General features: G+C 35.0%; 12 protein-coding genes. 5 read left to right on the top strand and 7 right to left on the bottom strand.

Annotation, left to right across the window (positions count from 1 at the left end; translation table 11 throughout):
* The first annotated feature begins 128 nt into the window (after positions 1 to 128).
* Positions 129 to 1,013, top strand: coding sequence for a glycosyltransferase family A protein (locus tag H4J41_RS16865; protein WP_182137278.1), 885 nt, complete (start codon positions 129 to 131; stop codon positions 1,011 to 1,013).
* A gap of 114 nt (positions 1,014 to 1,127) precedes the next feature.
* On the opposite strand, the gene H4J41_RS16860 is transcribed toward H4J41_RS16865, so the two are convergent.
* The 5 genes from H4J41_RS16860 to H4J41_RS16840 all read right to left on the bottom strand — a co-directional run bounded on the left by H4J41_RS16860 (position 1,128) and on the right by H4J41_RS16840 (position 5,284).
* On the bottom strand, positions 1,128 to 1,964 hold the full coding sequence (locus tag H4J41_RS16860; protein WP_182137277.1) for a polysaccharide pyruvyl transferase family protein: 837 nt from the start codon (positions 1,962 to 1,964) through the stop codon (positions 1,128 to 1,130).
* Between the two features lie 82 nt (positions 1,965 to 2,046).
* A complete protein-coding gene (locus H4J41_RS16855; protein WP_182137276.1) occupies positions 2,047 to 3,024 on the bottom strand; it encodes a glycosyltransferase in 978 nt (325 codons plus the stop codon).
* Between the two features lie 313 nt (positions 3,025 to 3,337).
* Positions 3,338 to 4,444 carry a DegT/DnrJ/EryC1/StrS aminotransferase family protein gene (locus H4J41_RS16850; RefSeq protein WP_182137275.1) on the bottom strand — a complete coding sequence of 369 codons (1,107 nt, stop codon included), beginning with the start codon at positions 4,442 to 4,444 and terminating at the stop codon, positions 3,338 to 3,340.
* Positions 4,441 to 4,890, bottom strand: coding sequence for an acyltransferase (locus H4J41_RS16845; RefSeq protein ID WP_182137274.1), 450 nt, complete (start codon positions 4,888 to 4,890; stop codon positions 4,441 to 4,443). Before H4J41_RS16845 ends, H4J41_RS16850 begins: the two co-directional genes overlap by 4 nt.
* On the bottom strand, positions 4,880 to 5,284 hold the full coding sequence (locus tag H4J41_RS16840) for an FdtA/QdtA family cupin domain-containing protein (RefSeq protein WP_182137273.1): 405 nt from the start codon (positions 5,282 to 5,284) through the stop codon (positions 4,880 to 4,882). Before H4J41_RS16840 ends, H4J41_RS16845 begins: the two co-directional genes overlap by 11 nt.
* 585 nt (positions 5,285 to 5,869) lie before the next feature.
* On the opposite strand from H4J41_RS16840, the gene H4J41_RS16835 reads away from it, so the two are divergent.
* The 4 genes from H4J41_RS16835 to H4J41_RS16820 all read left to right on the top strand — a co-directional run bounded on the left by H4J41_RS16835 (position 5,870) and on the right by H4J41_RS16820 (position 11,096).
* The gene (locus tag H4J41_RS16835; protein ID WP_182137272.1) at positions 5,870 to 6,727 is read left to right on the top strand and encodes a sulfotransferase; all 858 of its coding nucleotides are present in this window, start codon (positions 5,870 to 5,872) and stop codon (positions 6,725 to 6,727) included.
* A gap of 147 nt (positions 6,728 to 6,874) precedes the next feature.
* A complete protein-coding gene (locus H4J41_RS16830; RefSeq protein WP_182137271.1) occupies positions 6,875 to 8,383 on the top strand; it encodes an oligosaccharide flippase family protein in 1,509 nt (502 codons plus the stop codon).
* Between the two features lie 139 nt (positions 8,384 to 8,522).
* Positions 8,523 to 9,488, top strand: a complete 966-nt coding sequence (locus tag H4J41_RS16825; RefSeq protein ID WP_182137270.1) for a GNAT family N-acetyltransferase — start codon at positions 8,523 to 8,525, stop codon at positions 9,486 to 9,488.
* 276 nt (positions 9,489 to 9,764) lie between these two features.
* Entirely contained in the window at positions 9,765 to 11,096 is a 1,332-nt protein-coding gene (locus H4J41_RS16820; RefSeq protein ID WP_182137269.1) for an O-antigen ligase, read from the top strand.
* A gap of 276 nt (positions 11,097 to 11,372) precedes the next feature.
* Here H4J41_RS16820 and H4J41_RS17760 read toward each other — a convergent pair whose 3' ends face one another.
* Complete coding sequence (locus H4J41_RS17760) at positions 11,373 to 13,307, bottom strand: tyrosine-type recombinase/integrase (RefSeq protein WP_182137268.1); 1,935 nt, start codon at positions 13,305 to 13,307, stop codon at positions 11,373 to 11,375.
* 499 nt (positions 13,308 to 13,806) lie between these two features.
* Positions 13,807 to 15,003 (bottom strand): polysaccharide pyruvyl transferase family protein, encoded by a 1,197-nt coding sequence (locus H4J41_RS16810; RefSeq protein WP_182137267.1) that lies wholly within the window; start codon positions 15,001 to 15,003, stop codon positions 13,807 to 13,809.
* Between the last annotated feature and the right edge of the window lie 133 nt (positions 15,004 to 15,136).

Below are 15,136 nucleotides of genomic sequence, written 5' to 3'. Positions count from 1 at the left end.
TTGCATTATATTCCCTTATAAAATCTACTTACCAAAGCAAATTGTCCGTAACAATAAACATCGCCTTTTATTGTTTATAAATTACTACATCTTCCTTATCATTAAAAGAAATAGGTCTAAAAGCTTGTATGGAAATTAGAATAAAAGTACATTTAGTAGCTAATTTACTGAAACAAACAATGGAATGTTTAATGCTCCCCTCTATTAGTGTCGTAATTCCTTTTTATCATGCTGAAGCGTTTTTTGACGAAACATACCAATCAATAAAGCAACAAACAATTCAACCTCAAGAAATTATAGTAGTAAATGACGGTTGTGGTGCTAAAGCATTGGATTTTTTATCTCAATATGATGATATAAAAGTCATAGATTTTGAAGAAAACAAAGGCGTATCTACTGCTAGAAATGCGGGTGCTAAAGCTGCAACCAGTACTTGGATTGCTTTTTTAGACGCTGATGATATGTGGATACCCACTAAACTTGAAGTACAGTTAGCCTTTTTAGAAGAACATCCGCACTTTTCAGCCTGCCATACTGGTGTCACTACCTTTGATAAAACAGGGGATCTTTCAACATTTGTTAATAAACCTTTTGATTTAACAATTGTTGATTTATTAGAGTCAATGCAAGTTACTCCACCCTCACTACTTATTACTAAAGCTGCGTTAGAGGCCGTTAACTATTTTGATCAAAAAATACGATGTTCTGAAGATCATGAATTAAGTATACGCCTAGTTCAGCAGGGGTTTAGAATAGGTTTTATCAATCAAGCACTAACCAAGGTAAGGCGAATGGATCATGGCAACATATCATCAAATGGTCGAACTATATTGATTGGGCATTGCCAGCTTTTAAAAAAGCATTGGCACGCATTTAGGCAACATAAAGGGCTCACGTCTAAATATATATATAAAACCCTTATGACTGCTGGAGGTAAATCACGCAGTCTTGAAAGAAAAATTTTGTTTACTCTAGGAAAAATTATGACCTTAGTAAATTCAAATTTAAAATAAAAATAAAAATAACACAAAAATTTCTTCTTATAGCGTAACTATCACTTTAGGTCCTTGGGTTACGCCATCACATCATCCAAACTGCTTTCATATTACCCATATAAGTTAATTATTTTATTTTCCTATTACTTGAACAATTATATCGTCTAATTCGTCTATTTTATCTCTAATTTTGTCTGCATTCTTATCTGATACAAAGTTGGTAATATCAGAAAACTTTGTTTTTTCTTCTATTTTTAATGCAGCCTGCTCATAATCAATCGCAGTATTATAGTCTCTAAATTTAAAACCATCTCCAACAACTTTACTGGATAACTCAACCCAAACATTCGGAATATTTAAAGAGTCGGCAACAATAATTCCATGTAAAGATGATGAAAGAATTAACTCGCATTCAGCAACCTGTTTTGTAACATTTTCTGCAGAATTCCTAACGTCGATTATTGTGCACTCATCAACTCCTAAGTATTTTTGCATAGTGTTCAACCAAGGATGACCTTGATCAACATAGTGAGGAATAAAACCAACAGCGTATTTTTTTTTGATTATCTTTTTACTTATTAATTTGTTAGCTAGTAAACCAAAATCACCTATAGGAGTAGTATTGGATAACCCAAGATTACTTCTTGTGAACTCACCTCTAACCGCTGCAAAAGAGGCTTTTTCGAAATGCATTTTTTTATCTTTCATAAGACCTGTACCAAGAAAAACACCTTCAAAATTGGATGGTATCATTCCAAATAAACTACCGACACCAATAATGTCGGATTTTTCAGGTTTAGATTCAAGAGCCGAAACGCCGTAATATTGAAACAACTCAGGAGTAAACAAGTCACCGAAATTAACTCTTCCGGTCCACCAAAAAGCATTAATGCCATTATTGAAAACGCTAGCCTTTGCCCTAATTAATAACTTAGTCCCTTTTCTTTGTACTTTCGTAAAAAATTCCATAATTTAACCTATAATTCCAAATTACTAAAAACCACTTTTTTTATATGAGTTCATCTACTTATACTTAAAGTTGTAAAACACTCTAAATATATAGTTTTTTTATAATGCATTTTATCAACAAAATACACTTCTCCTTTATCGAAAAATGCCTATCACGTAATATATTGTTTAAGAAAAAATTGAATGTATATTTTTTGATTGATAATTGGGTACGTAAATTTGATTTGACCCTTCTAGAATGGTTAGTTGTAATCCAAGACTTTAGTTTTTCGCTTAATGTTTGATCTACAATTCCTTTTTCTAACGCAATATCCAAATCAGAAAGATATTGGTTAGAAATATGACTAATATTCATAAACGGGAGATATTTTGGGCCAGAAAGATTTTCACCATGCACTCTATATTTTATTGCTATTTCTGATGAAATAGCAGCTTTGCCTGTGAGCAAGCCTCTGATAATGTAGGGCGTATCTTCTGTAGGGCAATCTTGATTAAGGTCGCCATAATAGTCGTATAATACTCTCCGGAAACCTCGCGAAGCACCACTAAAAGGTATTTTTTCACCTGATATATATTCATCAAGTGAAAACAGTTTTACACCCTCATATGGAACTCGCGTACCATTTGATGTCACATTGCCCTTTTCATCGATTCGTTGGTCGTTAAATGATACAAAGGTGACGTCAATATTTTCCAATATTTTAACGGTACTGCTAACTCTGTTAGGAACTGATATATCATCACCCGCAGCAAGTACAATAATATCGCCTTTGGCCATTTTAAGAAGTTTATTTAAGTGAGGGACTAAACCAAGGTTGTTTTCATTTTCATTTAAAATGACATTATAGGTTTTGCCATAGCTTTCAACTTCTGCTTTCATCAGCTCAAAACTAACATCAGGAGAGTTATCATCCGATATGATGAATTCTATATTATCATAATCTTGTGAAAGAGCGCTTTTGACAGCTTCTCGAATATACTGTTCCTGTTTGTAACATAGCAATATATACGTTACTAATGGGCGCTCGTGAAATCGTTCCTTCGCATTATTTTCAATCAATGATATTTCCTTAGTTTTTATAAAAAAGTTTGCTGAAATCATAATAGGTATTGTAAAGATTAAGTTAAAGACTTAATTAACTTAACCTGGATTTCCAGCAGATAAGCACATTGGTCGCGGCATAATTTATAACGAAACTATTTTCATAAACGATTATGCGATTAACTATAAATATTTCAGGCCTTTGATTCCTAACGCCAAATTTCCCATTGGAACAACATTAGATAAAATCCAATAAGAGAGACTATAAATTCACGCGTTACTTACTCTAAAACCCTGATAAACAATAGCTTACTCTTTAATGAACTCGATTTCACTTGCACTCAAACGCATTACAAACAGCAATAACTTCTTCAATTTGCTCAGATGTTAGTACAGGACTCATTGGAATACTCAATACTTGATTATGGATCGCCTCAGATATTTCGAAGGTAGAACATTGCCACTCTTTATATGCTGGCTGTTTATGAGGTGGAATTGGGTAATGAATTAGAGACTGTATACCATTATCGGCAAGGTGCTTTGCCAACTGTTCACGTTCTGGTGTTTTTACAACAAACAAATGCCAAACATGACTTCCCATATCATCAACATGCGGCAATTCAATTAACAGATTATTTATTCCTTTTAAATAAGCTTGAGCTACCTTTTTTCTAGCTGTTATTTCTTCACTTATATACTTTAGTTTCACTCTTAGCATCGCCGCTTGTATTTCGTCTAAGCGACTATTAATGCCTTTATAAATATTTTTATACTTTTCATGTGAACCGTAATTTCTCAGTGCAGATATTGCATTAGCTAGTTCTAAATCATTTGTAGTTACTGCGCCTGCATCACCTAATGCGCCTAAATTTTTTCCAGGATAAAAACTAAATCCTGCTGCATCACCTAAACCGCCAACTTTTTGTCCTTTATACATAGCGCCATGTGCCTGTGCGCAGTCTTCAATCACTTTTAAGTTGTGCGCAGTAGCTATAGTATTGATATCATCCATACCTGTCACTTGTCCGTATAGGTGCACAGTCAAAATGGCTTTAGTTTTATTCGTAATAGCATTCTTAATTAATTGGGGATCCAAATTATAGGTATGTATATTGGGTTCAACCAAAATAGGAACTAATCCATTTTCTGTTATCGCCAGAATTGATGCAATATAAGTGTTAGCGGGTACGATAACCTCGTCGCCCTTTTGCATAAATCCAAGTTCAATGTATGCTCTAAAAATTAGAATTAAAGCGTCTAAACCATTGGCAACACCTAAGCATTTTACTGTTCCACAATATTGTGCAAATTCGTTTTCAAATGTTTTTACTTCATTACCTAATACATACCAACCAGAGTCTATAACTTTTGCACAAGCAGCCTTGAGTTCACTTTGATATTGGGCATTTATTTGTTTTAGATCTAAAAATGGAATCATTTTATTATTTCTCGAGCGGGGTTACCAACTACGGTTGTATATGGCATTACATCTTTAGTAACAACAGCTCCCGCACCAACCATTGCAAACTCACCAATGGTTATCCCTGGTAAAATTGTTGCGTTAGCGCCAATGGATGCGTTCGATTTAATCGTTGTTTTTAAAGGGATATCGGCATATTGCTTTGAGCGTGGATTTTTATCATTAGTAAATGTCACATTAGGGCCAATGAACACATCATTTTCAATTGTAATGCCATCCCATATTTGAACACCACTTTTTATTGTGACATTACTCCCTAAGATCACTTTATTTTCAATTAGACAATGCGAACAAATATTACAATTTTCACCAATTACAGCTTCAGGTAATATCACACAAAATTGCCATACGTTAGTATCTTTACCTATATTTTTAGATTGTATATCCGATAAATTATGAAGCATTATTAGCAACCTTAACAAATTCGGCATAGTCACGAATATAATCAGACTCGTCATAGACTTGGTCCGCAAGCACCATAAGAATGCAATCCTCCGAAAAGTCGAACATTTCATGCCAAATTATAGGATCTAAACACAAACCTACAGCAGGGTTATCTAAACAGACTTCCTGGGTTTCCTTACCATCGTCAAGCATAAATTTACATGACCCTCTAACGGCAATAGCAATTTGCTTTAGTCGTTTATGGGCATGAAAACCACGTCGAACCTCTATTTGCGTGTCAAACATGTAGTAAACACGTTTGATAGCAAAAGGTATATTAATTAACTCTTCTAGAGCAACCAGTGAGCCACGATCATCGCCATGGCTTTGTAACTTAATTAATTTAACATCCATATCATTCACTCTTTATTAACATTACTGGGTCTATTTACCGTCTAAATACGACTCTTTTCGAAACTCTTCTCAACAGGTTTAAGCTCTTTGTCTTAATTGTTAATCACATATTATCTAATTATCAATAAAGTCTATTTTTTTATAATGTTTACATTATCTTTACATTCTATGTACACTCGCTGTTAAATGTACAGGGGAATGACTTACTTTTTATTATTAATTTGGCGAAAAGAGTTAGTTAATAGGCAAGAAGTGAATGAATTTTATTCATTCTTTAATTTACAAGGATATGGTAAATATGAAATATCGTTCGTGTTGTTATAAATAATATTTATTCTAGCGGCACATAAGCTATCTTAGTGTAGAGGTTAGGACAACGGCGGCCATAGTGAATCCGAGTGTTCTCGTCAAATTTCGTTACGGTATCATCATATTAAACAAGGAAAAAGTTACAATTACTACAATACATTACCCATTAGAACCACAGAAAAAATCAATTCCTTTGAAATGGAACGTTCGCTTCTCTCTTATGACTGGAGTACCTTATAATGAGGCGGTGAGCGCAAAATTTAGTTCGAGTTATCAATGAAATGTAATTTGATTATTCCTGGATTCCCCAAGTGTGGTACAAGTAGCTTACACCAATATCTTGATTTGCATCCTGAAATCAGTATGTCAAAAGAAAAAGAGCCTCATTATTTTTCACATGATGATCAATATTTAAAAGGTGAAGCATGGTATGACCGTCTATTTTCTTATGATCTAGGGTTTCATCCCTCTTTTTGTGGGGAATCAAGCACCAGCTACTGTTATGATGAGAAGGCGCTTCGTCGTATCAAAAAGAAACTGATAAATCCAAAAGTCATCCTCCTACTTAGAGATCCCGTAGAACGTTTGCTTTCGCACTATCGGTGGCTTTGGGCGCTTGAGAAAGAAAATAGGCCATTGCTTCAGGCAATCCACGAAGAAGAGGCTAAAGGTTACGACATACATAACCCGTTAAAAAATGGTGGTTTTGCAACTTATCTAAGGGGCAGCCGATATTCATATTATGTACCTTTGATAGAAGATATTTTTGGTTCCGAGAATGTATTGGTTCTCAGCTCAGATGAATTGAAGGCGTGTCCTCAGGCGTTTTTGGATAAATGCTTTGATTTTCTTGGTGTGGTTTCACATCATGTTACGGTAGAAATTCGCACGAACCAGACAGTGGATAAAGTAACGCAAAGGAACCTAGGGTTCGGTTGGGTGTATAATTTATTGCCCGCGAAACTGATCAGGGCCATTGATCCAGATAATAACGTGAAGAATTTTATTAAGAAAATATTAGGGCAACGAAGAGTAAAACCCCCGAGCCTAGATGAAAGTACCATTCTCGCTGTCGGTGAAATGCTGAAGCATGATGTGGAGTTTTATAAGACGCGATTTAATATCACTGTATGACGCCAAAAAATAAAAAATTATTGATTAAATAGCCGCTAGACCTACGGCTCAATTGTCTTAAGTAAAAGGCGGTTTAGTTAAATTCAACTGTCTGATGACTAAACACGATACCTCTAAACTCATAGAGGCCACACATTAAGAAAAAACATGAAAAAGCAGTTATTGAAAGGTTCTATTTTTAGATTCCTAGAGCGTGCCATTGTCGTCATCACGTCATTATTACTCACTCCATACTTAATTAGTGTTCTTGGTAGTAATGATTATGGCTTATGGGTATTGGTACTTTCTATTCTAGGTTGGTTTAATGTTGTCGATCTTGGCTTTCCACAAGCCGTTCAGAGACAAGTTGTTCAAGCGCTTGCACTTAAAGATAATCATCGGGTAAATATTGTTTTTTCAACAGGGATAGTGCTTTTTGCTATTTTAGGGCTTTTTTCAGTTTTAGCACTTGTTGGCTTGACCCAAGTACCTGCAATTTTTGGCGTTACTGGACCTGACCAATTAACCCTAGTTCAAATACTATTAGTACTTTCTATAAAGATTTTTTGGGGTTTTTTGATGAACCCTTTTCATGGTTTTTTCTCTGGCCTATTACGCTTTGATATTGACGCTAATTTATCTTCCTTAAATGCAATGGTAAAAGCATTACTCGTATTTTGGTTAATATCAGACTTAAATATATGGGGGGCTGTTGTTGCCACCCTAGCCTCTGATGTGCTTACCAATATACTAAAAGTCATTTATGCTAAACGTTTATTCCCTAGCCTCGCTTTTAACGTAAAATTAGCTAGCCTAAATGAAATAAAAGCACTTTTTTCTTATTCAAAACATTTAGTGCTAAACGGCCTTATAATAACTATTGGTTCAAAATCAGGCCCGATGATAATTACAAGATTATTTGATCTATCTTCCCTTGCTATTCAACAAATTGCCGCCAATTTAATTATGCATGCTCAAGCATTTGTTGGCACAATTACCGGTGTTTTTGGGCCGGTTTATAATAAAATGGCCGCTAAAAAACAGAATATGGAAAAAATATTTATTCAAACTACCACTATCAATATTTTTCTCGCGAGCGTAATGTTTACCTGTTTGTTAATGTTTAGCAAAGTGTTCATTGTTTTATGGGTCGGAGAAGCGTTTGAATATTCAGCTTCTATTTTATATTTTTCTGTTTTTTCTGTACTTTGTGCTGGCTTTAATACTAGCGCAAATGGCATTTTGCTCGCACAAGCCAACCATAAGCTATTGTCTTTAATTAGTCTTTTCGGTGTTGCTTTTAATATCCCTATGGCTATTTTTTTAGGGTTAGAATTTGGCTTAATTGGACTTGCTATGGCTAGTGCAATTACCAGTTTAATCTTTCATGTATTTGTGAAAATGGCGCTATTTAAACACTATAATGATTATAAAACAGGTGAAATTTATCAACGCTTGGCTATGTCAATATTTCTGGTTTATTCGTTATCGTTTATTGGGTCTTCAACATTAGAAAGGCTTGCTGTCGATACTTGGTTAGAGCTAGTGTTTTCTGCCGCGCTTACTTTCCCTTTTATTGTCTTGATTTGTTGGTTTATGCTTTTACCGCAAAATCTTAAAGTAATAATATTTAACCTGCTTGCCGATAAAATAAAATTAAAAAAGACCATAGCTTAAACTAATGATTATTCGCTAAACCTATATAACTATGCCGACAACAGCTGCTTTAAAAAAAATTAAAATAATAAAAGTTAGCTCCTTTGAAGAGCTGTCTCAATGTTATTACGACTACGAGAAAGCTAATAATCAACCACTAATGAATTCATTAGTGTGGTTAAATACTTGGTATGCACATTATTGGCAAACGAGCTGGCAGCTGCACAGTATCGTTATTTACCAAAATGATAACATAATCGCCATTGCCCCTTTTTATTGTCAAAATGAAAAAAAATGGCACCTGCCCACGCTTTTATACCCATTAGGCCAGGGAGAACCAGAAAGCGCCGAAGTCGCTTCAGAATATCTCGATATCTTAATATCCCCAGGATATAAAGATATCGCGTTAAAAGAACTCGCTTTGTGTTTAAGGCTAATGAAAGTTGACCAAATAATTTGGCGTGCGGCATTATCTAACAGTCATATCTGTGCCTTAATCACTTGCGCTTTTAAATATAATATTCAACAGAACAATACCAGATACTTAGTTGAAACTAAGCGTTGGTCTATAAGAGAGTTAAGTCGAAATACTCGATCAAGACATAAGCGGTCATTAAACCAATTTCAACAATATTCGGCAAAATGTGTTTGGATTAAACCTGAAAACTTTAAAGATTACTACCAAACATTAGTCAGCTTTCATCAAATACGTTGGCAAGAAAAAGGGCAGTTAGGGGCCTTTTTTCACCCTAACTTTAATGCTTTTCATCAGCAACTATTGTTAAATAATAGTGATAGTATAAAAATGAGTGCTATTTTAGTTGACGGGAAAGCTATCGCAATAAACTATTATTTGAGTGATGCTACAACCTTGTATTTTTATCAGTGTGGCTGGGATGATGGGCAATATTCAAAGTTATCACCTGGGCTAGCTTTACATATTTGGAGTATAGATAACTGTAACCATTGCTATTACGATTTTATGATGGGTAGTAATCAGGATAGCTACAAGTCCAAATTTTCAAATGTAAAAATAGACATGGTGAACTTAAAAATCAACTTAAACCCAATAAGGTTATTTGCTTATAAAGTATTAGAAAAATGGAAATTAGCTTTGACGAAATAAGTAAACTGATTTTATTTATCATTAGATTATTTAATAAAACCTTAACGATATAATTTATGCGCCAGGTCAAATAAGTTATAATTATGTTAATGAATCATAACTATAGCTCAGCGTTTACTAGTTGTGCCGTGATATTCAACATTACGTTGCCAATGATTATAGTCATTTGTTGGGTATTGTTACTTAATAAGGACATTAAAAAGACTCTGTTGCATTATGTTATTACACGTATTGTTCCGAGTGTTAAGAAAAAATTTATAAAGGAATTATAAAAATATGGCTCGTTATTTCCCAAAAAATAAAACCGAAGACTCCCCGTTAGGCTTCTTCTTTTTATTTTTATATACCGCCTCAGTGCTTATTCGTCCACATGAAATGTTTCAAATAAGTATTGAGTGGATAACCATTCAAATTTTTATCATTATTGCCTTTGGCGCTACTGTTGCCATGCATAGACCAATAAAAATGTATCCACAGCATTGGATGATATTAGGCTTAGTGCCGTTAATTATAGTCTCAGGGTTCTTGAACGGCTCAGGCATGATAGGTGTAGAGCAATCTGAGCGCATAATGGTCAGTGCGCTATTTCCTCTCTTCTTATATTCAAACTGTATAACCAGTATTAAGCGCCAGCACATACTTATGGCTGTTTGCCTTTTTGCTGCACTACTTATGGTGCATAACGGTTATGTACAACAAACGGCATATCAAGGCGCTGGTTGGGCATTAGGCACATACTCTGTTGGTTACATTAATCTTGGTGAGCGGCGCATTACTTATTTAGGGTTTTTTAATGATCCAAATGACCTAGGTATGTTTTTAGTAATGAACATTCCTTTTGCTGTTTATTTTTATAAAAAAAGCCAAGCGGTCAGTAAAATACTTATGTTTGGCGTATTGGCGGCGCTATTTTATGGTATTTATTTAACGGGTTCTCGTGGCACTATGCTCGGTGCGGGTGCTTTAATTGCGGTATATTTTATCGTAATGAATGCGGGGCCAAAACTATTTATTACCATTGTAGTTCTCGCCCCTATTGCCGCTACAGTAATAACATCTCTACAAAGTAATATGGACGAGTCTGCCGATGGCCGCTTAGAGGCCTGGTATGCTGGGGTGCTCATGCTATTACACAACCCTATTTTTGGTATCGGCATGGGGCAGTTTCTTGAAGAACATGGCTTAGTGGCACACAATTCATATATTCATGTTGCTGCTGAATTAGGGGTGCCTGGTTATTCTTTATGGGGCGGGGCATTGATTTTTACCGCGTTAACGGGATATCTATTTGTTCAAGATAGAATTAGAAAGAAAAAGCTAGACGACGCTGAAACAGCTCTCCCACCTGAAGAAGAAGCAGAGTTGTTTCTAAACAAAACCCTGTTCTTTTCTTTGGTGGGTTTTATGATAACAGGCTTTTTTATCAGTAGAATGTTCACACTATTGTTATTCATCTTTTTAGGTATGGCAATAGCGTCCCACATTAGACTCGTAAAGCTCAATCCAGCATATGCAATACACTTTTCTACACGCCTTGCTGTTCGATCTATGCTTTATTGTTGGTCAATTATTGTTGCTGTTTATATTTCCTTAAAATTAGGATTATAATTTGGGCCGCCAAAATACAATTGCACTTAGCTGCGTTATTGATAGCAAAACAATAATTTAATTTAGGATATTAGCGGCACTCGCCGTTATGATTAGCCACAGCATACTTGCTTTAGGAAGTAACCTAGAGCCGGCTAAAAACTTACTAGAGATTATTCTAAGCTCTAAAGCCTGCTAGTTAGTCCAGATTGTAAGTTTTTCAATGTATCAAGAATTACCTGACATTTATTATAAGGCTTGTTAATAAAGCCCTGAACACATCAAAAGATACTTAATTTAATGTGTTGGGTATATTGTTCTAATTTCTGTATTTTCCAACTGTGTGTTAATACTATTTGTACGGTAATGCGACAACTGTGCGGGGTTAATATATCCTGCTATTTTTTCCAAATCATTTAATTTTATTCCTTGCTCAGACAGAAAAGTAAGATAGGTATGTCGCAAGCTTTCTAGGCTAATGCCTTCTGGTTTTGCTAACGCTGCGTCATGAGCGCTATTAGTGATTAAATGAGATAGTTCTTCAAGTGAATAATCTTCATCAAAAATATTGTCTTGCGTGTTTTTATACTGCATAACGTCTGCAGTTAGCACACTGACTTCAGGTGCTAACACTATATTTCTGGCGAACGCTCCGTTAACTTCAAGGGTGTTTTTTTCTAAATCAACATCCTGTAACTTAATTGCTAATAACTCTTTAATATTCACCCCACTTAATACTAGCAAAATAACAAGTTTTCCTTGTTTACTAGCAAAACTCACCAGTTTATGACATTCACCAGCACTTAAAAGTCGAACATTTTCCGTAGCAGATTTTTGTTCAAGCAGTGCTTGATTTTCGGATGTTTGAGCCTCTTGCTGATGAAGCAGTTGTCGCTTATCGCTCATGTCATTGGGCACTACGGTATAGTTTGAAAAAACTGTTGATGCCTGTTTTTGTCGTACAATATAACTAAACAAAAATAATGCTATTAGTGAAATAACAACCGCTACTAGCAGGCTAATCAAAGAGTCTCTTTGGTTATTCGGTGCAATCGGGTAACTAGGCACAAACGGATATTCTAGCACCTTAAATTGAGACTTAGCTACTTGCTGCATTTCCTGTACAAGCAGGCTATCTTTTAGGCTTTGCGCTTGCGTTACCAACTGATTTAATGAATCGTTCAAACGCGTATATTCTTTTAAACTACGATTAAAAACTTGCGCTTTTACACTGAGAGTATCAAGTTGCTCGGTTAATAGGCTTACCTTACTTTTTGCTACCAGCAAGTTATTATTCGCTTCTTTTACGTACATGGTCTGGCTTAATAGACTTTGTTCTTCTAATTGGTTTTGCAGGTTTAATAATGTTTTTTTCATCGAAATTATTCTAGGATCTTTCTCCATATATTTTCGGGTATATTTCTCAGAAAAGTCACTCAGTTGATTTTCAATTTCAGCTATATTTTGTTTTATGGTGCCAATAGTAACCTCATCTTTAGGATGAATAATTAACTGGTCTTCTTTTTTAGCATAGTTAATACGGTTTACTATTTCTTGCTGGTTGAGGTAGTCTTGTTCGGCAGTATGTAGCAATTTCCCCAACGAGTTTACTTTATTTAAAATTCTATTTTCATCACGCTCAAGAGAGACAATGTTGTTATTTTGGCTATAGGCAATTAACACTGTTTTTTGCTGCGATATTTTTTCCTCTAAAGCACTAAGCATGGTACTTATTCTTAATATACTGTCAGCATTATTATTATTGTTTTCTGCACTGAAAGCATGAAGGTATTCTTCTACCCAAGTAGACAAGATGGGCTGCAATTGCTCACGGTTACTACCTGTTGCCTTAAGGTTAATAATTTGACCATTTTGGAGCTCTGCACTTAGCATTTCACTCAGTAACTGCACATTGCTTTGTATACCATAATTAACGAATATACTGTGATTAACTGCTGTTAATATGCTGTGGCTTGTTAAGCGCTGCTGACTTTGCAAACTATCTGTCATCAAAGTAGCAGAAGACTGCTCAACGGGTATTTGCGTTTTAGAAAGCTGGATAGTCGCTTGGCTTTCAAAAATATTTTCTCTCGTCCATACCAAGATTAACGATAATATAAGAACAAATAAAAATGTTCCTATCAGTACTTTCCATTTTTTCGTTTGTAAAATTTCGTTTTGAATATTGGAATCTAATTCTGTATTTTGGGCTTGATATACGGGAGATATCACATCTACGCTCCGATCGAAAGACACTAGTTATTACTCATTTGTGTGGTGTATAAGAGACTAAGATTAAGAGTCAATAGGTTTAATAAATGGCTAACTCATTTAATGCTATAACCAAAAGGGCAGATTAAAAGTCATTTTTAATCCCCGCTAATATTCTCCGCCTGTACGTACAGAGAACCTAGTCATCAAGTTTAATTTGTTAAACGCTAAATAAAAAATCATACTCAAATCTGTAAAGTATTTCTCACTTATAGATATCGGAAAAACCTATGATTATATTTATATTTTCAGTTTTAAGATATATTTTGATAAGTGTAAATATAGCTGCTTTCTTAAAGGAAGTGAACCATCACGACGTTACCTTTAATAATCAAAGAAACTATTTCTACCACTTTGTTGAAAACTGATAATAAACATAACTGTTTAATGTTTTGTTAGCATTATGAATTAGAAATCACCCAACAAACGCCCAGAAAAAAGACGGTTAATTAGGCTGTATTTAAAAACTTTCACTTAAACGCTTAAAGCTTGTCATATAAGCATCAGTTAATTTATTTCCTAATGCTTTTAAGTCTTTATTTGGTGTAGCCATTGCTACTTCTATCGCTGAGGTTAGCTCTTCTGGTTTAATTCCTTTAGGCATATGAGGCAGATCCCAAGTTTGCATATAATTAATTTGTTTTCTCAGGTTGGGCAGTAAAGCTACCCTTGGTACGCCAAAAGACATAGCAGTAATCAAGCCATGTAAGCTGGTACCACAATAGCAAGCAGCGTTGCGAATAATATTCATTAAATCAAAAATATTTCCACCTAAGTAGGTCTCATAAGTAACATCATCAGCTAGCATAGCCGAAACTTTATGCACCCCTACAGCATCATTATGTCCTGCAGCATTTCCTATCGCTATAAATACTATCGGTAACTTGCAATTGCGACTTACGTTCGATAATGCCATGGCAAATGCGGCTTCCTTACCATGAATATGTGCTTCTGATATTTGAAAAACGATATACCCTTCAATATATTTTTCAATTATATTTTTAGTTGCCCATGACGATTTTTTTTCCAATTCATCAACCGATATGTATGCAGACATAACGGTAGCTGAATCAGGTGCCAGTTTTGGGGATGAATATCCAATTCTTGTTAATTGAGTCTGTGAAAATACATCTCTAACAGAGACAAAACTCGCTTCATTCATCACTTTGCTTAACGACAACATTTCATTTTCATTGGTAACGCTAGAAACCCCTGTAGCGCCCACTGAATTATAGATAATCTTCCGTGCAGCCCCTAAGTCATTGCGATTTAAATTAAAGGGAAGTATTGAGGTTAAACCCACTATTCGTGAAACTAACTTATCGGTGACTTTTGAAAAATAATAACAAGCAATCCGCTCATATAGTGGAAATATTACCTTAGGTAGTAGGTAGCCGTATGCTGATTGCCAATCACAAGCAACAACATCACCGCCAGCAAGAATAACCGTTGCGTCAGGCTTACTACTTTTCAACGCTTTATTTATAGCAATAGTTTTGGGTGCGCCGTATTCAGATAGATCACTATTAATTAAGCCTGCTACCACTACCGACTTATCCGGGAACTGGTGTTTAATGACACGTTCCATTATTAATGGAAATAACAAGTCTCCATAATTGTGACGATCAAAAGCCCCATATAAAATAATATCGCTCATTTGAAATACCCTTTAATCTATAGAGATTAAAGGGTATTTCAAATGTGTGACATTAAAATGACAAAGATGAACCACCAGTTCACGACTTAATAACAGAGTTTAGGCTGTATTTTAAAAGTTAGTAGTTGTGCTT

The organism is Colwellia sp. MB3u-45 (assembly GCF_014077005.1).
Taxonomy (GTDB): Bacteria; Pseudomonadota; Gammaproteobacteria; order Enterobacterales; family Alteromonadaceae; genus Cognaticolwellia.
This window is presented reverse-complemented; position numbering and strand designations above follow the sequence as displayed.